Source organism: Microbulbifer sp., from assembly GCF_051659245.1.
GTDB lineage: Bacteria > Pseudomonadota > Gammaproteobacteria > Pseudomonadales > Cellvibrionaceae > Microbulbifer.
The window spans coordinates 1-21,849 of sequence record NZ_JBOFOC010000103.1; the positions used below are offsets into that span (position 1 = coordinate 1).

General features: G+C 65.4%; 16 protein-coding genes and 3 pseudogenes. 6 read left to right on the plus strand and 13 right to left on the minus strand.

Annotated elements, in window-relative coordinates; translation table 11 throughout:
* The first annotated feature begins 93 nt into the window (after positions 1 to 93).
* Together asd and ACRC0P_RS10925 are read left to right on the plus strand one after the other, a co-directional pair.
* Positions 94 to 945 carry an archaetidylserine decarboxylase gene (asd, locus tag ACRC0P_RS10920; protein ID WP_438630774.1) on the plus strand — a complete coding sequence of 284 codons (852 nt, stop codon included), beginning with the start codon at positions 94 to 96 and terminating at the stop codon, positions 943 to 945.
* 54 nt (positions 946 to 999) lie between these two features.
* Positions 1,000 to 2,235, plus strand: a complete 1,236-nt coding sequence (locus ACRC0P_RS10925; RefSeq protein ID WP_438630776.1) for an MFS transporter — start codon at positions 1,000 to 1,002, stop codon at positions 2,233 to 2,235.
* Here ACRC0P_RS10925 and ACRC0P_RS10930 read toward each other — a convergent pair.
* The 3 genes from ACRC0P_RS10930 to ACRC0P_RS10940 form a co-directional block, all read right to left on the minus strand.
* Positions 2,186 to 3,553 carry an HD-GYP domain-containing protein gene (locus ACRC0P_RS10930; protein ID WP_438630778.1) on the minus strand — a complete coding sequence of 456 codons (1,368 nt, stop codon included), beginning with the start codon at positions 3,551 to 3,553 and terminating at the stop codon, positions 2,186 to 2,188. The two genes, ACRC0P_RS10925 and ACRC0P_RS10930, sit on opposite strands and share 50 nt — an antisense overlap.
* Positions 3,554 to 3,699: 146 nt before the next feature.
* Positions 3,700 to 4,779 carry a uroporphyrinogen decarboxylase gene (gene hemE, locus ACRC0P_RS10935; RefSeq protein ID WP_438630780.1) on the minus strand — a complete coding sequence of 360 codons (1,080 nt, stop codon included), beginning with the start codon at positions 4,777 to 4,779 and terminating at the stop codon, positions 3,700 to 3,702.
* A 206-nt stretch (positions 4,780 to 4,985) separates the two neighbouring features.
* Positions 4,986 to 5,150 carry a hypothetical protein gene (locus tag ACRC0P_RS10940; RefSeq protein ID WP_438630894.1) on the minus strand — a complete coding sequence of 55 codons (165 nt, stop codon included), beginning with the start codon at positions 5,148 to 5,150 and terminating at the stop codon, positions 4,986 to 4,988.
* Positions 5,151 to 5,410: 260 nt separating this feature from the next.
* Between ACRC0P_RS10940 and ACRC0P_RS10945 the strand changes: the two genes are divergently transcribed.
* Both ACRC0P_RS10945 and ACRC0P_RS10950 read left to right on the plus strand, forming a co-directional pair.
* A complete protein-coding gene (locus ACRC0P_RS10945; RefSeq protein WP_438630782.1) occupies positions 5,411 to 6,691 on the plus strand; it encodes an aerolysin family beta-barrel pore-forming toxin in 1,281 nt (426 codons plus the stop codon).
* A 152-nt stretch (positions 6,692 to 6,843) separates the two neighbouring features.
* Positions 6,844 to 7,149: pseudogene (locus ACRC0P_RS10950) on the plus strand (LysR substrate-binding domain-containing protein); the annotation flags it as partial.
* A 197-nt stretch (positions 7,150 to 7,346) separates the two neighbouring features.
* Here the strand turns inward: ACRC0P_RS10950 and ACRC0P_RS10955 are convergent.
* From ACRC0P_RS10955 to mbhE, 7 genes and pseudogenes are all read right to left on the minus strand, one after another.
* Positions 7,347 to 7,647 (minus strand): annotated as a pseudogene (locus ACRC0P_RS10955) (FAD-dependent oxidoreductase); the annotation flags it as partial.
* 166 nt (positions 7,648 to 7,813) lie between these two features.
* Positions 7,814 to 8,158 carry a monovalent cation/H(+) antiporter subunit G gene (gene mnhG / locus ACRC0P_RS10960; RefSeq protein ID WP_438630784.1) on the minus strand — a complete coding sequence of 115 codons (345 nt, stop codon included), beginning with the start codon at positions 8,156 to 8,158 and terminating at the stop codon, positions 7,814 to 7,816.
* Positions 8,155 to 8,490 (minus strand): monovalent cation/H+ antiporter complex subunit F, encoded by a 336-nt coding sequence (locus ACRC0P_RS10965; RefSeq protein ID WP_438630786.1) that lies wholly within the window; start codon positions 8,488 to 8,490, stop codon positions 8,155 to 8,157. The genes mnhG and ACRC0P_RS10965 overlap by 4 nt, the downstream gene beginning before the upstream one ends.
* Positions 8,487 to 8,984, minus strand: coding sequence for a Na+/H+ antiporter subunit E (locus ACRC0P_RS10970; RefSeq protein WP_438630788.1), 498 nt, complete (start codon positions 8,982 to 8,984; stop codon positions 8,487 to 8,489). Before ACRC0P_RS10970 ends, ACRC0P_RS10965 begins: the two co-directional genes overlap by 4 nt.
* Positions 8,981 to 10,474, minus strand: coding sequence for a proton-conducting transporter transmembrane domain-containing protein (locus ACRC0P_RS10975; protein WP_438630790.1), 1,494 nt, complete (start codon positions 10,472 to 10,474; stop codon positions 8,981 to 8,983). The genes ACRC0P_RS10970 and ACRC0P_RS10975 overlap by 4 nt, the downstream gene beginning before the upstream one ends.
* 26 nt (positions 10,475 to 10,500) lie before the next feature.
* The gene (locus ACRC0P_RS10980; RefSeq protein ID WP_438630792.1) at positions 10,501 to 10,884 is read right to left on the minus strand and encodes a sodium:proton antiporter; all 384 of its coding nucleotides are present in this window, start codon (positions 10,882 to 10,884) and stop codon (positions 10,501 to 10,503) included.
* The gene (mbhE, locus tag ACRC0P_RS10985) at positions 10,884 to 13,619 is read right to left on the minus strand and encodes a hydrogen gas-evolving membrane-bound hydrogenase subunit E (protein ID WP_438630794.1); all 2,736 of its coding nucleotides are present in this window, start codon (positions 13,617 to 13,619) and stop codon (positions 10,884 to 10,886) included. Before mbhE ends, ACRC0P_RS10980 begins: the two co-directional genes overlap by 1 nt.
* Positions 13,620 to 14,212: 593 nt before the next feature.
* Here mbhE and ACRC0P_RS10990 point away from each other — a divergent pair.
* The gene (locus ACRC0P_RS10990; protein ID WP_438630796.1) at positions 14,213 to 15,145 is read left to right on the plus strand and encodes a universal stress protein; all 933 of its coding nucleotides are present in this window, start codon (positions 14,213 to 14,215) and stop codon (positions 15,143 to 15,145) included.
* A gap of 28 nt (positions 15,146 to 15,173) precedes the next feature.
* On the plus strand, positions 15,174 to 15,530 hold the full coding sequence (locus tag ACRC0P_RS10995; RefSeq protein ID WP_438630798.1) for a cation-transporting P-type ATPase: 357 nt from the start codon (positions 15,174 to 15,176) through the stop codon (positions 15,528 to 15,530).
* Here the strand turns inward: ACRC0P_RS10995 and ACRC0P_RS11000 are convergent.
* The 3 genes and pseudogenes from ACRC0P_RS11000 to gltB all read right to left on the minus strand — a co-directional run.
* Positions 15,520 to 15,795: pseudogene (locus ACRC0P_RS11000) on the minus strand (transposase zinc-binding domain-containing protein); the annotation flags it as partial. The gene ACRC0P_RS10995 and the pseudogene ACRC0P_RS11000 sit on opposite strands and share 11 nt — an antisense overlap.
* Positions 15,796 to 17,214 carry an FAD-dependent oxidoreductase gene (locus tag ACRC0P_RS11005; protein ID WP_438630800.1) on the minus strand — a complete coding sequence of 473 codons (1,419 nt, stop codon included), beginning with the start codon at positions 17,212 to 17,214 and terminating at the stop codon, positions 15,796 to 15,798. It lies immediately after the preceding pseudogene.
* Positions 17,215 to 17,271: 57 nt separating this feature from the next.
* Positions 17,272 to 21,723, minus strand: a complete 4,452-nt coding sequence (gene gltB, locus ACRC0P_RS11010; protein ID WP_438630802.1) for a glutamate synthase large subunit — start codon at positions 21,721 to 21,723, stop codon at positions 17,272 to 17,274.
* Positions 21,724 to 21,849: the final 126 nt, after the last annotated feature.

A 21,849-nucleotide genomic window follows, 5' to 3' on the forward strand; every position in this document is an offset into this window, starting at 1 on the left:
TGCCCGCGATCAGGCTCTGTTCGCGGGCATGGCCCGCTCCTACAGGGGTGAGCAGTTACGAAATAAGAATTTATACGGACCAGAAATAACTCTATGCACCCCAAACTATTTACCACACTGCAATACCTGACCCCGCAACGGGCCCTGTCCCGCGCCGCCGGCTGGCTGGCGGAAACCCGCATCAAGGCGATCAAGGACCCCTTCACCCGCTGGTTCGTGGACAAGTACGATGTGGATATGACCGAGGCGGAGCAGCCGGACTGCACCGCCTACCGGAGTTTCAACGAGTTCTTTACCCGCGCCCTGAAAGAGCGCGCGCGCCCGATCGTCGAGGGGGAAAGCGCACTCGCCTGTCCCGCGGACGGCGGTGTCAGTCAGTTGGGGGAAATTCACAACGGGCGCATCTTCCAGGCCAAAGGCCACGATTTCAGCCTGCTGGAGCTGGTGGGTGGCGATACAGGGACCGCGGCAAAGTTTACCGGCGGCCACTTCGCCACCGTGTACCTGTCGCCGAAGGATTACCATCGGGTGCATATGCCGATTGCCGGTACCCTGAAGAGCATGACCTATGTGCCGGGCCAGTTGTTTTCGGTCAATACCGTGACCGCAAAAAACGTACCGCGGCTCTTCTCGCGCAACGAGCGGGTAGTGTGCCTGTTCGACACCGCCGCCGGCCCAATGGCCGTGATTCTTGTGGGAGCGATGATCGTGGCCAGCATCGAAACCGTGTGGGCCGGTCTGGTGACCCCGCACCAGCGCCGGGTGCGCACCACCAATTACGACGACAATACGCCGGTTCATCTCGAAAAAGGCGAGGAGATGGGCCGCTTTAAACTCGGCTCCACGGTGATCCTGCTGTTTGGCGCCGACCAGGTGCGCTGGCTGGAAACACTACGGGCTGAGAGCCAGGTGAAGATGGGGCAGCATTTCGGCGATCTGATTTAGCGGTGCGCACGGCGCACCCTGCCCATCCGAGTCCCGAGTCCCGAGTCCCGTTTTATGTTCCCGCTGCCCATATTTATTCGCCACGACGGAAATCTCGCCTTTTTTGCCCTGCTCACCGTAGCCGCATCCGGTTTCGGCCAGACATTTTTTATCTCGATTTTCGGCAGTGCGCTGCGCGCCGAGTTTTCCCTCAGCCACGCCCACTACGGCATGGTTTACAGCGGAGCCACGCTCGCCTCGGCCCTGGCGCTGTTCGCCTGCGGCGGCCTGGTGGACCGCTGGCCGTTGCGCCGCAGCGCCCTGCTCGTCACCCTGCTGCTGGCCGCCGCCTGCCTGCTGATGGCCGGCGCGCCCGCCGCCTGGGCGCTGCTGCCGGGATTCTTCCTGCTGCGTTTTGCCGGCCAGGGCTTTATGACCCACCTGGGCATGACCACCGCGGGCCGCCACTTCAGCGATAACCGCGGCAAAGTCATCGCCCTGGCCGCGGTCGGTTTTCCGCTGGCCGAGGCGATACTGCCGGGCGGGGGCGCCCTGCTGATCCAGTGGGGTGGCTGGCGCAGCGCCTGGTATGTCTCCGCGGCATTGCTGGTGCTGCTGGTGTTGCCGGGCCTGCTGGCCCTCGCGGGCGGGACCGGGCGGTTGGGGGGCAGGGCGCAAAGCAGCGGCGACGGCAGCGGCTATACCCGCGCCCAGGTACTGCGCGATCCGGGCTTTTATCTACTGCTGCCGGCGGCGCTGATGACACCCTTTGTGGTGACCGCGGTGCTCTTCCACCAGGGTGCCATCGGCGAGAGCCGCGGCTGGCCGCTGACGCTGATGGCCGGCGCCTTCGGCGGCTATGCCATGGGCCACCTGCTGATGCTGTTCGTAGCCGGCGGCCTGGTCGACCGCCTGGGTGCCCGGCGCTGCCTGCCGCTGGCCCTGGTGCCGATGATTGCCGGCCTGCTGTTGCTGTCTCTGCGGGGGGACGGCTGGGTGCCCTATGCCTACCTGACGCTGCTCGGCATCACCCAGGCGGGCACCGGCACCGCCGGGGGCGCCCTCTGGCCGGAGCGCTACGGCAGCCGCCACCTGGGCGCCATCCGCTCTGTCTCCCAGGCGGCGATGGTGCTGGCGACGGCGGTGTCGCCGCTGGTGGCGGGGGTACTGTTGGATCGGGGAATCGGCGTCGAAGCGCTCGCGGGCCTGCTGGCCGCGCTGGTGCTCCTGTCGGCACTGCTGACGCTGCTGGTGCGGCCCCTCAGCGTTTCAGCAGGCGGGAGAGGAAGTTCGGCAACCGCTGCCGGCTGAACAGATAGCGGTCGCGCACCGCGGCCACATCCACCTGGGGGAAACGGCTGGGCTCCAGGTCCTGCACGATAGTGACTCCGTCGCCGGGGGGGAGTTTGCCGCGCTCGATCAGCTTCTGCCTGCGATCGTCGTCCGCGGCCATATCGAACAGCCGGGCCTCCGGCAGCGGCCGCTTGTCCCGGTCCAGTACCACCATCACTTTCGGCTTCAGGCGCCGCCCATAGGTCTGCTCCACGACCACAGCCACTTCGCCGGTGGAGAGCTCCACCTGGGTACCGGTGGGATAGAGGCCGATGGACTGGATAAACTCCACCGTCAACTGCTCGTTGAAGGCAGCTCCCCGCCGGTCGTAGAGCTGCGTCACCGCCCGGGACGGCGCGACCGGGGATTTCACACCGCGGGGATTGGTGATTTCGTCGTAAAAGGTGACGATGCCGCACATTCGCGCCAGCACCGGAATCCGGTCGCCGCGCAGCCCGCGGGGGTAGCCGCTGCCGTCGTGCTGTTCGCAATGGCAGTGGACGATATCGAGTACCCGGGAATCCATATCCGCATCCGCCGACAGCATTTGCACACTGTGGTCGACGAACTTGCGGTATGCCAGTTCAGTCCGTGAATCCCGCTTTGCCGCCCGCAGTACTTCGGGGCTGAGGCGCAGCTTGCCCACGTCCTTGAGCAGTGTGGCCAGCGCCAACTGCGTCAGTTCGCGATGGCGCAGGCCGATATGGCGGCCGAATACCAGCGACCAGATACTGGCGCGCACCGAGTGGCTGTAGGTGTGCTCGTCCTTCTCCCGCACCCGCGCCAGCCAGGCGAAGGCGTCGGGGCTGCGCAGCGCGCTCTCCACCAGATCCTCCACCACTTTATTGACCTGTTTCAGTGGCAGTGGCCTGTCGCTGTGGATCTGCGCCATCACCTGATCCATACCACTCAATATCTGCCGGTGCAGATTGCGGGCATTGCCGGCCTCGCTCTGTACCGGCGCGGGAGCCGGGTAGGCATCGTGGGAAACCTGCACCGGGCGGCAGGGAATGACCGGGGCGGGGCGGCGACTACGCGCCCCGCTGGCGGCAGATTTCCCCCTGGGAACGTCGGTTCGGCTCAGCCGGCGCAGCCTGGCACCCACATCGCCGACACTCTTGATCACGTCCACGTAGACGAAGCGGCAAAATTTCTGCAGCTGGCGGATTTCCTCCAGGTCGCGGATATAGAAGCCCTGCAGGGCAAAGGGAGTGCGCGTCCACGGCCGGTCGAGCTGGGACACGAACATGCCGCGCTGCAGATCCTCTACCAAGACTTTTGCCTGTTCAATCGCCACGCTGCTACCGCCGGATAAGGTGGGTCGGGAGGGCGAAGCAGAAGTAAAGCTCCACCGGGCATATTTATAACACGGCGGAATGAATACCGGTACACACAAAAGCTGTGAGCGCGGTCACAGAACTGAACAGCCAGACAGGACACTGGTCAGGAGTGGTACAGGGGCGACAGCTCCACTACTGCCTCGATCATCGCCCGCGCGTGCTCCGGATCCACCTGCGGCGTGATGCCGTGACCCAGATTGAAGATATGTCCCGGACCGCGGCCGTAGGATTCCAGCACCGCGGCCACCTCGGCGCGGATGCGCGCCGGCTCCGCCAGCAGCACCGCCGGGTCCAGGTTGCCCTGCAGCGCCACCCTGTCGCCGACCCGGGCGCGGGCGCCGCGCAAGTCAGTGGTCCAGTCCAGCCCCAGGGCGCTGGCGCCGGTCTCCGCCATCGCCTCCAGCCACTGGCCACCGCCCTTGGTAAACAGGATCGCCGGCACCGGGCGGCCGTCCGCCTCCTTGATCAGGCCCTGCAGGATACGCGCCATATATTGCAGGGAGAACTCGCGGTAGGCGGAGTGACTGAGGGCGCCCCCCCAGGTATCGAAGATCTGCACCGCCTGGGCGCCGGCGCGGATCTGCGCATTCAGGTAATCGGTCACCGAGTCCGCCAGCACCGCCAACAGTTGGTGCATCAGCCCGGGGCGGTTGTAGAGCATCTCCTTGCTGCGGGCGAAATCCCGGCTGGACCCACCCTCCACCATGTAGGTGGCGAGGGTCCAGGGGCTGCCGGAAAAGCCGATCAGCGGCACCCGGCCGTTCAGCTCGCGGCGGATGGTGGAAACCGCGTTCATCACGTAATCCAGCTGCCGCTCGCTATCCACCACCTTCAGTACCTCGATATCCGCGGCGGAGCGCAGCGGCTTGCGGAATTTCGGCCCCTCCCCCTCCTCGAAATAGAGGCCCAGGCCCATGGCATCGGGAATGGTGAGAATATCCGAAAACAGAATGGCCGCGTCCAGCGGGTAGCGCTCCAGGGGCTGCAGAGTGACCTCGCAGGCCAGTTGTGTGTTGCGACACAGGTCCAGGAAACTGCCCGCCCTGGCGCGGCTGGCGCGGTACTCCGGCAGATAACGGCCCGCCTGGCGCATCATCCACACGGGGGTGCGGTCCACCGGCTGGCGCTGCAGGGCGCGGAGGAAGCGGTCGTTTTTCAGTTCGGAGGGCTTTGTTTCGGGCATGGGTACAATGGGCTGGTTAAAAAGGCGGCTATTGTACAGGGGACAGAGGGGCTAAGACAGGGGACAAAGAATCTGATCGGATCCTGATGCAGTGGCTTTTCGCGAGGCTGTGACTCGGGCCATCCATGGCCCTCGCCCTCCGGGCGCCTTCGGCGTCCAAAACGGCTCCTGCCGTTTTGTCGGCGAGAGGGAGCTCGCCGACAAGCCTACAGGGATGTACTGATGTCCACACCCACTTCGGTGTTGAGGCAGAACTCGATTCCCATATCGGTAAATATCTGCCGGCGCAGCTGCATCACCGACTTTTCCAGTTTGAACTCGGGAATGTCGACGGTGATCAGGGCGATTTCGAAGTCACCATAAGTCGGCATTGTTGCCTGTCGAAGAAAGCTCTGCACTGATCGAAACAGTCCCTGAAAAACGACGAATTTCGCACAAAAAACGACTCATCTTTTGCATGCCGAAATGGCTTTACGTCATGATGGCGCCGGTCATCGACAGCCTCGCAGGGAGCAGGGCTGCCGCGGTACGTTGACGGCGCGATGTATTCCCGTCGGCGGGGTTTTGTCACCAAAGCGACTTGATGGCAAGGCTGCGAATCACTGCCAATAGAAAAACCAAGGAACCCAACATGTTACACACTCGCGCACCGGCCGCTCTGGCCGCCGCGCTGACCAGCGCACTCGCCTTCCCGCTCACACTTCAGGCCCAGGTTCCGGACGACATACCGGATTACCCCGACAAGGAATACGCCCGGCAGGACGCCGCCAGCCTGAAATACGCCATCGTCTCCGACCCGGAATTCCATGAACCGCTCATCTATCTGGCCCACTTCCTCGGCTACGCGTGGTGCAGCGGTACCGGCTCGAACAAAGTCGGCGAAGATTTCAGCATCCACCGGGACCATGCCAGCCAATATACCCTGCAGGCCCGCTACCACAGCAACGACCCATACTCGGACGGCTACCGCGCCCACGACCGGCTGAAAATGCGATTGTCCAACCTGCGCTTTCTCACCAACCCCGGCGACCTGGAACTGGGGGAGCCACAGGTGTACAACCGCGTGCCGATCAAGACCGTCACCTACGTCATCAAGAATGAAGGCAACACCACCGATACCAAGGTGGCCACGCTGTCCTACAATGAAACTGAGAGTTGGTCGAAAGAGGACAATTTCTCCTTCACCGAGACCATCGGCATCACCAACACCTATGAGTTCGACCTGAAGGTGATGGGCACCAGCACAGAAGTCAAAGCCGAGTTCAGCACCACTCAAGGCTGGAGCGAAACGCGCGGCGAAAGCAACACCGTTTCGCAAAGCGCGCAGTACCGCGCCCAAATGCCGCCGCGCACCAAGCGCGAAATCACCATCACCTTCTTCAAGCAAACGGCGGACATTCCCTACCACTCGCGGATGTTCATGGACTACAACGTCAACTACGAGAACTTCCTGCGCTGGAGCGGCAACGCCCGGACCGACCATCCCACCCACCGGCCCTGGGAGGTGTATACCTTCGGCGGTCGCAACAACCTGAACGCGGCTGAGGACGTACTGGACCAGTACCTGCATCAGCACATCAGCGGCTACAGCCAATGGGATTGGGCCTGGATGACCAACGAGTTCGGCGCGAATTCGATCCGCTGGACACTGGGCAACGTCAGCAAGCGGAAATACGGAGCCCCGATGACCGGCAAGTTCACCACGGTGGACGCCGGCCAATACGACATCGTCGCCGGGCCGGCGGTGCCGCTCACGGACCAGGAGCTGAACAAACTGCAACAACCCGACCGCGCCAATCGCAGCCTTGGCGGCGAGACGCTGTCGGTGGTTCGCGAGCAAAACTACGATTGGGAAAACCGGGTGACCGATGTGACTTTCACCGTCGAAGGGGACCTGCGCCAGTCCATGTAGCGACCGGCATCTGTCCGCTAATCCGTGACCCCTCTCCCCTTGGGAGAGGGGTTGGGTGTCTTACCGCAATTTCTCATACGGCAGTCCGACGTATTGTTCGGCGATGACGCGACGACCGGCTTCGGAATTGAGGTAGTAGTGGAGTTCCGACGCCATTCGAGTTGCTGCTGGCATCCTATGGAGTCAATGCGGCCCGGATTTTCGAGTTCGGCACACTGGACGCCATGCTCGGCTGTGTCTCTGCCGGGATGGGCTATACCGTGCTCCCCCGAGTGACTGTCGAGGCGCACCAGCATCGCTTCGGTATCCACTACCTGGAACTGCCGAAGCCCATCGCGGAGGTCGATACCTACTTTGCCGCACCCGAACCGGACACCTGGACGCCGGCCCTGGCACGATTCGTCGATACTTTGCGCCAGGCGGTGGTCATGGCCGAACCGCAGCGCGCCATATCCTGACCGGTGCATCTCGTTTTCCGATATTCGACTACATGAATTTTTATTGGACCTGATGTCCTTTGGGAATGAAGCTGAACTGACCGAGTGATTACTTCGACCAATGCTTCATTTTTGTACAGCCTATCGCTCTACTGCGGGATCTTGAAGCCTCACTTCTGATGCCAGCACTCCAAGGGGATAGGCTCGGCGGTCCCAGGTTATACATCAAGGTAGTCGAGGACCCCCTCGGCCGCCTGGCGCCCCTCCCAGATCGCGGTGACGACCAGGTCCGAGCCGCGCACCATATCGGCGCCGGCGAAGACCTTCTCGTTGCCGGTCTGGAACTTGTGCTCCTGCTTTTCCGGCGCCACCACGCCACCCCAGTCGGCCGTCTCGACACCGTGATCCGCCAGCCATTCGGGGGGGCTGGGGCGGAAGCCGAAAGCCACCAGGACTATATATCCGCGGGAATGATCTCCTCGGAGCCAGGGACCACACCTGCGGGCGGCGGCGGCCGTTCGTGAAATGATTGACTCCGGCCATCCATGGCCCTCGCCCTTCGGACGCCTGCGGCGCCCAAATCGGCTGTCCTGCCGATTTGTGCCGATAAGGCTGTTGAGCGAACGGCCGATGGCAGCGGGGCCGCCACCGCCTCCTGTGCGGCGCACCCCAGCGTCCAGACCGGTCAACTACCCCCGTCCCGCCGATCGCGCTCCAGCGCGTCCCCCAGCGGCCCCAACTCCGGCTTTATGCCCGCGCGATAGGCCGCGCGGGAAATGGCATGCGCCGCCATGGGCGCGCTGGCCATCAGCACCAACAGCGCCAGCAGCGCCTCCCCCGCCAGCCGCCCGCCGGTGGCCACCGCCACCGCCGCCAACAGCAGCACCGCCCCCAGCACCCCCGCCTTGCTCGCCGCGTGCATGCGGCTGTAGCTGTCCGGCAGGCGCAGCACACCCACGGCGCCCACCAGCGAAATCAGCGCCCCGCCCAGCACCAGCAGCGAAGCCAGCCAGGCCAGCAGCGCGTTCACGAGCGATTCTCCGGCCGCGTCTCTTCCTTCGTCTCCCCCCGCGGCTTTCCTGCGCCGGGAGAGGCGCCAAACAGCAGCGCGAAGGCCGCGGTGCCGAGGAAAGACACCAGCGCCAGCAGCACCGCCACATCCAGGAGCACCCCCTGGCCGGTGTACAGACAACCGAGGGCCATGGCCGCCACCGACAGCAGCGTCAGCGCGTCTATGGCCACCGCCCGGTCCGGGCGCCGCGGCCCGCGCAACAGGCGGTAGAAGATCAGCAGGCCGCTCACGGCCAGCAACGACGCGGCCAGGGGCAGCACCCAGGCGGCGCCAGCCAGTTGCGGGGTCATGGATTCTCCTCCTCCTCGCCGTCCGCCTCTATCCAGGCCAGCAGGCGGCGTTCCAGTTCCGTCACCAGGTGCTGCACACGCTCCCCACACCGCGCGTCCAAGGCGTGGATATACAGCAGGCCCGCGGCTTCGTCGTACTCCAGGGCCAGGGTGCCCGGCGTCAACGTAAGCAGCAGACCGAGCAGGGTCACGCTGCCCCTGCCCCGCCCGCGCACCGGGTGCGCGATCACTGCCGGCGCCACCCGCACCGGTTGCGCAAGCACCAATCTGGCCACATGCAGGCTGGCGCGGAACACCTGGAACGCAAACCAGGGGCAGAAGACCGCCCCCCGCTCCAGGGCGCGCGCGTAGCGGCGCAGGCGCGACACCCCGAACCCCAAGAGGCGGCAGAGCACATAGAGCGCCACAAAGGCCAGGGCAACGCCGCCGGTGCCCAGCTCCAGCACCCGCGCCAGCACAAAGCAGGCCAGCAGGTGCAACGCAAACAACCTCATTCACTACCCTCCGTCTCCGCTCCCCCGGCAAATGGCCGCAGGTAAGCCTCTGGTTCCGCTAGCTGTGCCGCGGCGTCCAGGGCGTAATTCACTACCGGGCCGGCGCCCAGTCCTATCGACACCGTGAGCAGCGCCAGGCCCGCGGTACCCACCCAGGCAGCGCGCAGGCCGAGTGGCCGCCGCAGGCCGGCCCCGCCGTGCGGGTGGACCTTGAGGAAGGCCTCGTTCCAGATCTTGTTCATGGACAAGAGGGTGAAGAGCCCGGTGAGCAGGGCGATGCCGGCGGGCCACCAGGCGGCGGCGTCCAGGCTGGCCTGCACCAGCAGGAACTTGGCCCAGAACCCGGACAGTGGCGGTACACCAACCAGGGACAGCGCGGGAATCGCGAACAGCAGCGCCAGCCACGGCTGCCGCGCGTAGAGGCTGCCCATGGCGGCCAGCCGCTCGGAGCCGCAGTAGCGCGCGGCCATGCCGCCGATAAAGAACAGGTTGGCCTTCACCACTATGTGGTGGATCACGTAGAACACCGAGCCGGCCAGGGCCAGGGGGGTGGCCAGGGCCAGGCCGAGCACCATGTATCCCACCTGGCTGACGATATGGAAGGAGAGGATGCGCCGCACCTCGGTCTGCGCCGCGGCCCCCAGCACCCCCACCAGCATGGTGGCGCAGGACACCCACAGCAGCAGCTGCTGCAGTGGACCGTAGTCCGGCCACAGCAGGGTCACCAGGCGGATCAGGGTGTAGACCCCCACCTTGGTCAGCAACCCCGCAAACATCGCCGACACCGCGGTCATGGCCACGTGGTAGGTGGCCGGCAGCCAGCCGAACAGAGGGAAGAGCGCCGCCTTGATGGAGAAGGCCAGCAGCATCAGCGCCAGCGCCGGAGTCACCCCCGGCGGCGCGCTGCCCGCGCGCACCTGCACCGCCAGTTCGCCCATGTTGAGGGTGCCGCTGGCGCCGTACACCAGGCCGGCGGCGAGAAGGAAAATCATGGTCGCGAACAGGTTGAGGGCCACGTAGATCATGCTGCCCGCCAGCCGGCGCGCGCCGCCGCCCAGGGACATCAGCGCGAAAGCGGCCACCAGCAGCACCTCCACCCACACATACAGGTTGAAAATGTCGGCGGTGACAAAGGCGCCGCAGATACCGGTGAGCAGGCCCTGCACGAACAGGTGGAAATCCCGCTCCACCCGTGGCCCCGCGCCCTCCCCCACCACGCCATAGGCCAGGGTCACCAGGCCGATCAGCGCGCTGATGGCGATCATCGCCGCCGACAGGCGGTCGATCACCAGGCTGATGCCGAAGGGCGCCGGCCAACCGCCCACCTGCCCGGCGAGCACGGTGCCGCCGGCCGCCAGCCACACCAGGCGCAGGCCCAGCAGCAGCAGCAGCAGGGCGCCGCCGAAACTCAGGTACTTGACCAGTACCAGGTGGCCACGCAGCAGCGCACACAGCAGCAGGCTGGAGAGGGGCACCAGAACCGGGGCCACCAACAGTAGGCTCCCAGATACAGCGCTCACCGCTCCCGCTCCCCGCGATCGCTGTGATGCAGGTCCGGGGCCGGCTTTTCGGTGACCGAACTGACGGAATCCGTGGATCTGCCCCCGTGCAACTCGCGGGTGCGCTTGAGCAGCGCCAGGGCGAACACGAACAGCCCGAAACTGATGACGATGGCGGTGAGTACCAGGGCCTGGGGCAGCGGATTGGCCGCATCCCCGGCGCCGCCGTCGGCGAAGGCGGCGCGCTCACCGAAGAAGCGCCCGGCGGTTAGCACCCCCAGGTTCATGGCGTTGCCCAGGAGCCCGATCCCCAGCACCACCCGCTTCAGGTTGCGCGCCAGCAGCATCCACAGGCCGAGCCCGGCCAGGCCGCCGACGGTGAGCGCCGCCAGCCACTCCATCAGCCGCCCTCCCCCGCCAGCCGCTCCAGCATGTGCAGCGCCGAGCCGAACACGGTGAGGAACACCCCCAGGTCGAACAACAGCGGCGAGCCCAGCGACAGGTCGCCGGGCGCCACCCACCAGAGGCCGCGCAGGAACTCCTGCCCCGCCAACAGGCCGAGCACCCCGGCGAGGGCCGCGCAACCCAGGCCCAGGCCGATCAGTTGCGCCGGGCGCAGGGGCAGCAACCGGCGCAGCTGCCCGCGGCCGAAGGTGAGCAGCAACAGGATCAGACCGCAGGCGGCCACCAGGCCGCCGACAAATCCGCCGCCGGGCAGGTTGTGGCCCCGCCACAGCAACAGCGCGGATACGGCCAGCAGCAGCCACGCCAGCGGGCGCAGCCCCTGGTGCAGCAGCGGTGAGGAGAAGGCGTCCTCACCGCGCTCGCCACCGCGCTTACCACCTCGGTAGAGGGGGCCGCCGCCCAGCAGGGTCGCCGCGGCCAGAGCAGACAGAGCCAGCACCAGTATCTCGCCGAGGGTATCGAAGGCGCGGAAGTCCACCAGGATCACATTGACTACATTTTCGCCGTGCCCGCCCGGCACACTGTTCTCCAGGTACCAGCGGGCCATGTCCCCCGGCAGCGGCAGGCTCACCGCCAGCAGCAGCGCGCCGCTCACGCACAGGCCGAACAGCACCGCCACCCCGATGTGCAGGCGCCGCCGCCAGGGCGCGCGCGCGCCGCCGTGACGCGAGCGGGGCATGTCGCGCAGCACCAGCGCCAGGAACACCAGGCCCAGGGTTTCCACCATCAGCTGGGTCATGGCCACATCCGGCGCATTGACCGCGGCGAATACCAGCGCCAGGCCCAGGCCGCTGCTGCCGAGGGCTGCCACCAGCACCAGGCGCCCCGGCATCACCGCCACCGCCGCGCCGCCGGCCAGCGCCAGCAGGCAACCGGCCAGGGCCAGGGGTGGTATCGGGCTGAAGCTGGCCCCTGCCAACAGCCGCCCCAGCGGCGCCAGGCCGAACAGTGACAGCCCCACCGCCGCCAGCGCCAGTATCAGCAGGTGCTGGCGCAGCGAGCCGTGCTGGAAACGGGAGGCGAGCAGTTCCGCGATCAGGAAGACGCGCTTCAGCAGCCGGTCCCACAGCAGGTCACTGCTGATGTCCCACACCGCGCTGGCCCGGTCCAGCAGCTCGCGCAGCGCATCGCGGAAATGGTAGATCAGCACCCCCAGGGACATGGTGACCAGGCTCGCCACCACCGCCGGGGTGATGCCGCCCCACAGGTACAGCTCCACGTCCACCGGCCCCCGCGCCACCGCCTGGACCGCGGTGTTCACCAGCCAGGTCTCCGACCAGGCGTTCCAGGCACCCAGGACCAGGCCGCCGATGGCGAGCAGCATCGGCCCCAGCCACATGGGCAGCCGCACCTCGTGGGGTGCGCGCGGATAATCCCCGCGCGGACCGAGGAAGGTGCGCACGAACACCAGCCCCGCGGTTGCGAACAACAGCGCGTTGGTTAGGATCATTACCAGGGTCACCGCCCAGCCAATCCCACCCATCTCCATGAGCCCGGTGTACTGGAACTCCTTGGCGATAAACCCGAAGAAGGGCGGCAGGCCGGCATTGGAGAAGGCCGCCAGGGCCACCGCCGCGCCGGTCAACGGCATAGTGTGGATCAGGCCGCCCAGGCGCGTCACCTCGCGGGTACCGGTGACGTGATCGATGGAACCCACCGCCATGAACAGCGCACCCTTGTACAGGGAGTGGGCCACAACATACAGCACGAACGCCTGTAGTCCGTAGCTGGTGTTGGTGCCGATCAGCATGGTCAGTTGGCCGAGCACCGTGACCGTGGTGTAGGCCAGCAGCCGCTTGAGGTCGGTCTGGCGCATGGCCACCAGGGCGCCGGTGAGCGCGGTGGCGGCGCCGATTCCGATCAGCAGCGGCCCCCAGCCGGCGGCGCCGCCGAGCACCGGGTTGAGCCGCGCCAGCAGGTAGATGCCGGCCTTGACCATGGTCGCCGAGTGCAGATAGGCGGACACCGGAGTGGGCGCGTCCATGGCGTTGGGCAGCCACAGGTGGAAAGGCACCTGCGCGGACTTGGTGAAACAGCCCAGCAGCACCAGGGCCACTATCGCCGGCAGCAGAGTACTGCCCTCCACCTGCGCCGCGTCCAGGTTGGAGAACTGCCATCTGCCGCTGACGCCGCCCAGCAGGATCAGACCCGCAAGCAGCGCCAGGCCGCCACCGGCGGTGATCAGCAGCGACTGCTGGGCGGAGCGGCGCGACACCGCCTTATCGTAGAGAAAGCTGATCAGCAGGAAGGAAGCGATGGTGGTCAGTTCCCAGAACACGAACATGGCCACCATATCATCGGCCAGCACCAGGCCGAGCATCGCCAGCATGAACAGCAGCAGGTAGGTGTAGAAGCGCCCCAGTTGCGGATGCCCGCGCAGGTAGGTGCCGGCATAGAAGACGATCAGCGCGCCTATGCCGCTGATCAGCAGCGCGAACAGCAGCGCCAGGCCGTCCAGGCGCAGGCCGAGGCGGATGCCCAGAGCCGGCACCCACTCCAGGCTCTCGAAGATCGCACCGCCGGCGGCCACCGCCTGGATGCGCGCCACGAACCACACAAAAGCCGTCAGCGGTGCCAGCGTCAACAGCCAGCCGGCGCGCAGGCCCAGCACGCGGGTCAATGCCGGCGCCAACAGAGCCGCCAGAGCGATGACGGACAGCAGGTAGAGCACGCACAGCTCCTGTGCAGAAAAAAGGCTACCCCCAACTATTAACCCGGCTATGCAATAGATCATCCCGGCCAGTGCCAGCAGGGAAGCAATAGGCGCTTTTTTCTCTTTCTTTAGCTTAAAAGCACTAGAATCCTCGGAAAGCCGAGTGTTAGAAAAAATATCGCGCCAGGCCCCAACCGGCGCCGCAGAATAATTCTGCATGATCGGCGCCGGTGCCTTGGGGCTGGAGGCCGCCGCGGCCCAGGTACAGGTATTCCCAAGCGCTGTCCGAGAGGCCGATGGTGTTCAGGGGGGCAATCAGGTTGCGCTCACCGGCGCGATCTGCAGCCGCGCGTTGGCCCGGAAGCCCTCGGCGCGGCAGATGTCGCAATCACTGCGCATATACACCACCGCTCCTCGTGGGTGTCTATGCCCATGCGCTGGGTGCGCAACTGCCCGGATTCGCCCATTCGCACTTCCCTTGGTCCGGTTTCGGCTAAGTTGGTAAGGTTTGGTGACGAAATATTTCCGAATCCATTCAATTGTCGCGGGTGGCGGGGAAGCCGCACATTTCCACCATTAATGCTGGCAAGCCCAAGGACAAGGTATTGGTTATGCAGAATTTTCATAACATTCTTTTCGTGAGTCATGGCCTGGGCGGGGAGTCGGCTGCCCTGATGCAGGCACTCAGCCTCGCCCGCAACAACAACGCCGCGCTCAGCGCCCTGATCCTGTGCCCGGAGCTGCCGGAGAGCCTGGGCGGCTACCGGCAGCTGTATATCAACGCCCTCAAGGATCGCTTCCGCCAGTCCCTGGACGCCGCGCGGGCCGGGTTGAGTTCGGAGCAAGGGGTTCCCGAGGTTTCGGTAGCGGTGGAGCCCGGCAACACCCAGGCGGAGCGAGTAGTGCGCAATGTGCTGCGCGGCGGCTACGACCTTGTGGTCAAGGACGCTGAGAGCGGCAGCCGGGGGTTCAAGGCCGTGGACATGAACCTGCTGCGCAAGTGCCCCTGCCCGGTGTGGCTGTGCCGGCCCATCGAGCGCCCCCGCACCGATATCCAGGTCGCAGTGGCCGTGGACCCGGAGAGCGAGGAGCCAGCGGGGCGCGAACTGGCGTTGCGCCTGCTGCCTCTGGCGCGCTCCCTGGCGGACAGCTGCAGCGGCGAGCTGCACGTCATCTCCTGCTGGGATTTCGAGATCGACGCCTACCTGCGCCAGAATTTTTCCGTGAGTATTTCCGATAAGGAACTGGACGAGGCCACCTGGCAGGCGCAGTCTGGCCACAACGCGCGCCTGGATCAACTGATCGAGGATTCCGGCATCGGCGGCAAACTGGAAACCCTGCGCGTCATCGGCCGTCCGGACGAGATGATCCCGTCCCTGATCGAGGATCGGGGTTTCGATATCCTGGTGATGGGCACAGTGGCGCGCACCGGCATCTCCGGCTTCGTGATGGGAAACACCGCGGAAAACGTGCTGCAAAAAATCCACTGTTCGCTGATCGCGTTGAAGCCGAGCGGTTTTGTCTCACCGGTGAAGGTGGACTGATTGTCGGCGCGGGCAGGGGCGTCCCATCATGTCGCACCCACACGGGCACCAGTTGTCCGCGGAGCAGGCGGCGGCTGAACTCGAGTCTGGCAGCTCCGGCCTGAGCGACGCGGAAGCCAGAGCGCGACTGCAGGAATACGGCCCCAACCGCCTGCCCGCGGCGCCCGGGCGCCACCCTCTGCTGCGCTTCGCACTCCACTTCCACAATATCCTGATCTACGTCCTGCTCGCCGCCGCCGCGATCACCGCCGCCCTCGGCCACTGGGTGGACACCGCGGTAATTCTGGCGTCAACGGGGCCATCGGCTTTATCCAGGAGGGCAAGGCGGAAAAGGCCATGGGGGCCATCCGCAAGATGCTGGTACCCTGCGCGGCCGCTTTCTTGATCAGATGCGTGGCAATGACGCGGCAGACGATACCCTGCACCTGGCCCATAACGGCCGGCCGGCTGGCGAACAGAAAGCGCAACGGGTACGGGAAGCTGAGCACCTGGCGCATGGGCTGTTCGCGTAGCGCCTCGTCGACCAACGAGGCAGCGCTCTCGGCCATGCGCCGCGCCCCGCAGCTCGGGCAAAAGCCACGGCGTTTGCAACTGAAAGCGACCAGGTGCTCGGCGTGGCAGGTGTCGCAGCGCACCCGCAGGAAACCGTGTTACACGTCCAGATAATCGAGGATGCCCTCAGCGGCCTGGCGGCCCTCCCAAATGGCGGTAACCACCAGATCGGAGCCGCGCACCATATCGCCGCCGGCAAAGACCTTTTCGTTGCTGGTCTGGAATTTGAACTGCTGTTTCTCCGGCGCCACCACGCCGCCCCAGTCGGCGGTCTCGACATCGTGCCCCGCCAGCCACTCAGGGGGATTGGGGCGGAAGCCGAAGGCCACCAGAACGATGTCCGCGGGGATGATCTCCTCGGAGCCGGGCACCACCTGTGGGCGGCGGCGGCCGTTTTCGTCCGGGTCGCCCAGTTGGGTGGTGACCACCTTGACGCCGCTCGCCGCGCCATCGCCGACAATCTCCACCGGCTGGCGGTTGAAAAGGAATTTCACCCCCTCTTCTTTCGCGTTGGCCACCTCGCGGCGGGAACCGGGCATGTTTTCCTCGTCGCGGCGGTAGGCACAGGTGACGCTCTTCGCGCCCAGGCGGATAGAACTGCGGTTGCAGTCCATGGCGGTGTCACCGCCGCCCAGCACCACTACGCGCTTGCCCTCGACGGAAATAAACTCGTCGGGATTCCGTTCCCAGCCCATATTGCGATTGACGTTGGCCACCAGGAACGGCAGCGCGTCGTGTACCCCGGGCAGGTCCTCGCCCGGGAAACCGCCCTTCATATAGTTGTAGGTGCCCATGCCCATAAACACCGCGTCGTAGTCGTTGAGCAGCTCTTCGAAACTGATGTCCACACCCACTTCGGTGTTGAGGCAGAACTCGATTCCCATATCGGTAAATATCTGCCGGCGCAGCTGCATCACCGATTTTTCCAGTTTGAACTCGGGAATGCCGAAGGTGATCAGGCCGCCGATTTCCGGGTATTTATCGAATACCACCGGCTGCACGCCGTTGCGCACCAGCACGTCGGCGCAGCCGAGGCCGGCGGGGCCGGCACCGATCACCGCCACGCGCTTGTCGGTCTTCTGCACGTGGCTCAGGTCCGGGCGCCAGCCGAGGGCGAAAGCGGTGTCGGTGATGTATTTCTCCGCGCTGCCGATGGTCACCGCGCCGAAGCCGTCGTTCAGGGTGCAGGCGCCCTCGCACAGGCGGTCCTGGGGGCAGACGCGGCCGCAGACTTCCGGCAGGGTGTTGGTCTGGTGGCACAGCTCGGCCGCCTCCATGACATTGCCGTCGGTCACCAGCTTCAGCCAGTTGGGGATATAGTTGTGCACCGGGCAGCCGGTCTCACAGTAGGGGTTGCCGCAGTCCAGGCAGCGGTGTGCCTGGCTGGCCACCTGGCGCTCACCGAAAGGCTGGTAGACCTCTACGAACTCGTTGGTGCGGGTGATGATGTCTTTTTTCGGCGGGTCGACACGGCCCACTTCGATAAACTGGAAATCGTTGCTCAGTCTTTCTTTCATAACTCATTCACCCCGCTCTTAATCTTCATCGCTACCGCTCGAAACCTTTCGCTACCGCTATTCGCCGCGCTTGCGCACGTCCGCGAGCAGGCCGGCGAGGCTGGCCGCCTTCGGCTTTACCAGCCAGAATTTGCTCAGGTAGTCGTCGAAGTTGTCCAGCAACTCCGCGCCCCATTCGCTGCCGGTTTCCGCGGCGAATTCCTCGATCACCTGACGCAGGTGGCTCTGGTAGGGCTCCAGGGTTTCACTGCTGATGCGGCGCAGTTCGATCAACTCGTGGTTGCACTTGTCGAAGAAGTTGCGCTTCAGGTCCAGCACATAGGCAAAGCCGCCGGTCATGCCGGCGCCGAAGTTGCCCCCGGTGCTGCCCAGCACGGCGATCATGCCGCCGGTCATATATTCGCAGCAGTGGTCGCCGGCGCCCTCCACCACCGCGAAGGCGCCGGAGTTGCGCACGCCGAAACGCTCGCCGGCGCGGCCGGCGGCGAACAGTTTGCCTCCGGTTGCGCCGTAGAGGCAGGTGTTGCCCACGATACTGGTGTCCTGAGAGGCGAAGGCGCTGTTTTGCGGCGGGCGGATCACCAGCTTGCCGCCGGCCATGCCCTTGCCCACATAGTCGTTGGCATCACCCTCCAGGTACATTTCCAGGCCGCCGGCGTTCCACACCCCGAATGACTGACCGGCGACGCCGGTGAGACGCAGTTTTATCGGTGCGCCCGCCATGCCCTGATTGCCGTGGCGCTTGGCGATCTCGCCGGACAGGCGCGCGCCGATAGATCTGTCGCAGTTGGTGACCCGGTAGGAGTATTCGCCGCCGGACAGGTTCTCGATCGCCGGCAGCAAATCGGCCACCATGCGCTCGGCCAGTTCGCCCTTGTCCCAGGGTTCATTCTTGGGCCTCAGGCAGGTCTGGGGCTTGCTGTCGAGCAATGCATCGGTGTGCAGCAGCGGCGACAGGTCCAGCTTCTTCTGCTTCTCCGTCTCCCCCTCCAGAGCGCGCAGCAGGTCGACGCGGCCCACCAGTTCCTCGATGGTGCGCACGCCCAGGCCCGCCATCCACTCGCGGGTCTCCTCCGCCACGAAGCGGAAGAAGTTCATCGCCATCTCCGCGGTGCCGATATAGTGCTGGTCGCGCAGATCCTTGTTCTGGGTGGCGACGCCGGTGGCGCAGTTGTTCAGGTGGCAGATGCGCAGGTATTTACAGCCCAAGGCCACCATGGGCGCGGTGCCGAAACCGAAGCTCTCGGCGCCGAGAATCGCCGCCTTAACCACGTCCAGGCCGGATTTGAGACCGCCGTCGGTCTGCACCCGCACCTTGTCGCGCAGGTCGTTGGCGCGCAGGGTCTGGTGGGTCTCCGCCAGGCCCAGCTCCCAGGGGGAGCCGGCGTAGCGGATGGAAGTAATGGGGCTGGCGGCGGTACCGCCGTCGTAACCGGAGATGGTGATCAGGTCGGCGTAGGCCTTGGCCACGCCGGCGGCGATGGTGCCCACCCCCGGGCGGGACACCAGCTTCACCGATACCAGGGCATCGGGGTTGACCTGTTTCAGGTCGAAGATCAGCTGTGCCAGATCCTCGATGGAATAGATATCGTGGTGCGGCGGCGGCGAGATCAGGGTGACACCGGGCACCGAGTAGCGCAGCCGCGCAATCAGCTCGTTCACCTTGCCGCCGGGCAACTGGCCGCCCTCGCCGGGTTTGGCGCCCTGAGCGACCTTGATCTGCAGTGCCTCGGCGTTGACCAGGTAGTGGGGGGTCACGCCGAAGCGACCGGAGGCCACCTGCTTGATCTTGGACACCTTGTCGGTGCCGAAGCGCGCCGGGTCCTCGCCGCCCTCTCCGCTGTTGGAGCGGCCGCCCAGGCGGTTCATGGCCTGGGCCAGGGATTCGTGGGCCTCCGGGGACAGCGCTCCCAGGGACATGGCGGCGGAGTCAAAGCGGCGCAGAATATTTTCCGCCGGCTCCACTTCCTCCAGCGGAATCGGCTGGATACCGTCTTTGAAATCCAGCAGGTCGCGCAGCGTGGCCACCGGGCGCCGGTTTACCAGCGCGGCGTAGTCGCGCCATACCGCGTAGTCGCCGGTGCGCGCGGCGCGGCGCAGGGTGTTTACCACATCCGGGTTGAAGGTGTGGTATTCCTGGCCCCAGACGAACTTGTGCAGGCCGCCGGGTGACACCGGCTTGCGCGGCTTCCAGGCCAGGGATGCGCGCTCGGCCATATCGCTCTGCAGTTCGGCAAAGCCGGCGCCCTGGATGCGGCTGGGCGCGCCGGGGAAACAGAGATCGACGACATTGCGATCCAGGCCCACCAGCTCGAACAGCAGCGCGCCGCGGTAGGAGGCCACGGTGGAGATACCCATCTTGGAGAGGATCTTGAGCAGCCCCTTGATAATGCCCTTGCGGTAGTTTTTCTGTGCTTCCGCAGCATCCAGCAGCAGCTCACCGGTGTCGATCAGGTGGTTGATGATGCTGTAGGAGAAATACGGGTGCACCGCGGTGGCGCCCACGCCGATCAGGCACGCCAGCTGGTGGGCGTCGCGGGCGCTGGCGGTGTCCACGACAATGTTGGAGTCGCAGCGCAGGCCGGCGTGCACCAGGTGGTGATGCACCGCGCCGGTGGCCAGCAGGGCGTCGATAGGCAGTTTGTCGGCGGCGATTTCGCGATCGGACAGCACTATGATGACCGATCCGCCGCGCACCGCGGCCTCCACATCGGCGCAGAGTTTCTTGATCGCCGCCTCGAGATCCAGCTGCGCCGGGTCGTAGTTGAGATCGAAGATCTTCGACTCGAAGCCGGGCCTGTCCAGCTCCAGCAGCGCGGTGTACTTCATATGGGAGAGCACCGGCGAGGCCAGGATCACGCGGTCCGCGTGCTCGGGGGTCTCCTCGAATACCGTTTTCTCACGCCCCAGGCAGGTCTCCAGGGACATCACCACCGTCTCCCGCAGGGGGTCGATGGGCGGGTTGGTCACCTGCGCGAACTGCTGGCGGAAGTAGTCGTACAGGCAGCGGTTGTTCCGGGAAAGCACCGCCATGGGGGTGTCGTCGCCCATGGAGCCCACCGCTTCCTGGCCGGCCTCGGCCATCGGCCGCACCACGGTATTGCGCTCCTCCAGGGAGGAGCTGAACAGCTTCTGGTAGACCTTGAACTGCTCGAAGGAAAAATTGTTGTCCACCGGCGCGGTGACCAGGGTGGAGCGGATGCGCCGCGCCTTTTCCTTCAGCCAGCGCTTGTAGGGCTGGGAGCGCTTGAGCATGTCGTCGATGTCGCGGGTGTGCATCAGCACACCCTCGCGGGTGTCCACCGACAGCATCTGCCCCGGGCCCAGGCGGCCTTTGGCCACCACATCTTCGGGTTTGTAGCCGTACACGCCCACTTCCGAGGCCACGGTGATGAGGTCATCTTTGGTGATTACCCAGCGGGACGGGCGCAGGCCGTTGCGGTCCAGGGTGCACACCGCGTAGCGGCCGTCGGTCATCACCAGGCCGGCGGGCCCATCCCAGGGCTCCATGTGCATGGAAATGTATTCGTAGAAGCCGCGCAGGTCCGCGTCCATGTCCTCCACGTTCTGCCAGGCGGGCGGCACCAGCATGCGCACGGCGCGGTGCAGTTCCATACCGCCGGCGGTCAGCATCTCCAGCATGTTGTCCAGGCTGGAGGAATCGGAGCCCTCGCGATTGATGAGCGGCGCCAGTTCGGCCAGTTCCGGGATCAGCGGGCTGGCGAACTTGGGCGTGCGCGCCACCGACCAGTTGCGGTTGCCGGTGATGGTGTTGATCTCGCCGTTGTGCGCCAGCAGCCGGAAGGGCTGCGCCAGCGGCCAGAGCGGCATGGTGTTGGTGGAAAAGCGCTGGTGAAACACACAGATGGCGGTCTCCATTCTCGGGTCCGCCAGGTCGGGAAAAAATTTCGGCAGGTCCGCCGGGATCATCAGGCCCTTGTAGGAGAGCACCCCTGTGGACAGACTGGCGATGTACACGCCCTCCCCCAGCTGCTGCTCCGCCCTGCGCCGGGCTACGAACAGCCGCGCGTTGAATTTCGCCTCCCCCAGGGGTTCTTCGGCGTCGTTGACCAGCAGTTGCTCAAAGTGCGGCAGGGTTTGCCGGGCGATGGGGCCGAGGCACTCGGGCTCGGTGGGAACCGGGCGCCAGCCGGCGATGCGCAGCCCCTGGGCCTCTATCTCGCGGCAGAGGATATCGCGGTTTTTTTGCGCTTCCGCCTCGTCCAGCGGCAGCATGATCGAACCCACGGCGTATCGATCGGTCAATTCAGCGCCGCAGTGCACTTTGGCTTCCGCACGCAGGAACGCATCGGGTTTTTGCAGCAGCAGACCGCAGCCGTCACCGGTCTTGCCGTCGGCGGCGATGCCGCCGCGGTGAGTCATACAGGTCAGCGACTCGATCGCCGTCTGTAGCAACTTGTGGCTGACCTCGCCCTTCAAGTGCGCGATCAGACCGAAGCCACAGTTGTCTTTGAACTCATCCAACCGATACAGGCCGCTGCTACCCATAGACTTCCTCACAGTTAAAAAAAGCCCGCAAGCGGGCTTCTTCGACGTTGTTTTTTGCCGGGTTTTCTCCGGCGGGCGCGCAATATTAATGGCGCCCCCCTGGAATTGCAATATTTCCCAGATTTA

Bases quoted from the DNA above. Each gene is read 5' to 3' on its own strand.
- gltB (WP_438630802.1), bottom strand. From the start codon at position 21,723: ATGGGTAGCAGCGGCCTGTATCGGTTGGATGAGTTCAAAGACAACTGT.
- ACRC0P_RS10970 (WP_438630788.1), bottom strand. From the start codon at position 8,984: ATGAGGTTGTTTGCGTTGCACCTGCTGGCCTGCTTTGTGCTGGCGCGG.
- asd (WP_438630774.1), top strand. From the start codon at position 94: ATGCACCCCAAACTATTTACCACACTGCAATACCTGACCCCGCAACGG.
- ACRC0P_RS10940 (WP_438630894.1), bottom strand. From the start codon at position 5,150: ATGCCGACTTATGGTGACTTCGAAATCGCCCTGATCACCGTCGACATT.
- ACRC0P_RS10995 (WP_438630798.1), top strand. From the start codon at position 15,174: ATGTCGCACCCACACGGGCACCAGTTGTCCGCGGAGCAGGCGGCGGCT.
- ACRC0P_RS10980 (WP_438630792.1), bottom strand. From the start codon at position 10,884: ATGGAGTGGCTGGCGGCGCTCACCGTCGGCGGCCTGGCCGGGCTCGGC.
- ACRC0P_RS11005 (WP_438630800.1), bottom strand. From the start codon at position 17,214: ATGAAAGAAAGACTGAGCAACGATTTCCAGTTTATCGAAGTGGGCCGT.
- ACRC0P_RS10990 (WP_438630796.1), top strand. From the start codon at position 14,213: ATGCAGAATTTTCATAACATTCTTTTCGTGAGTCATGGCCTGGGCGGG.
- ACRC0P_RS10965 (WP_438630786.1), bottom strand. From the start codon at position 8,490: ATGACCCCGCAACTGGCTGGCGCCGCCTGGGTGCTGCCCCTGGCCGCG.
- ACRC0P_RS10945 (WP_438630782.1), top strand. From the start codon at position 5,411: ATGTTACACACTCGCGCACCGGCCGCTCTGGCCGCCGCGCTGACCAGC.
- hemE (WP_438630780.1), bottom strand. From the start codon at position 4,779: ATGCCCGAAACAAAGCCCTCCGAACTGAAAAACGACCGCTTCCTCCGC.
- ACRC0P_RS10925 (WP_438630776.1), top strand. From the start codon at position 1,000: ATGTTCCCGCTGCCCATATTTATTCGCCACGACGGAAATCTCGCCTTT.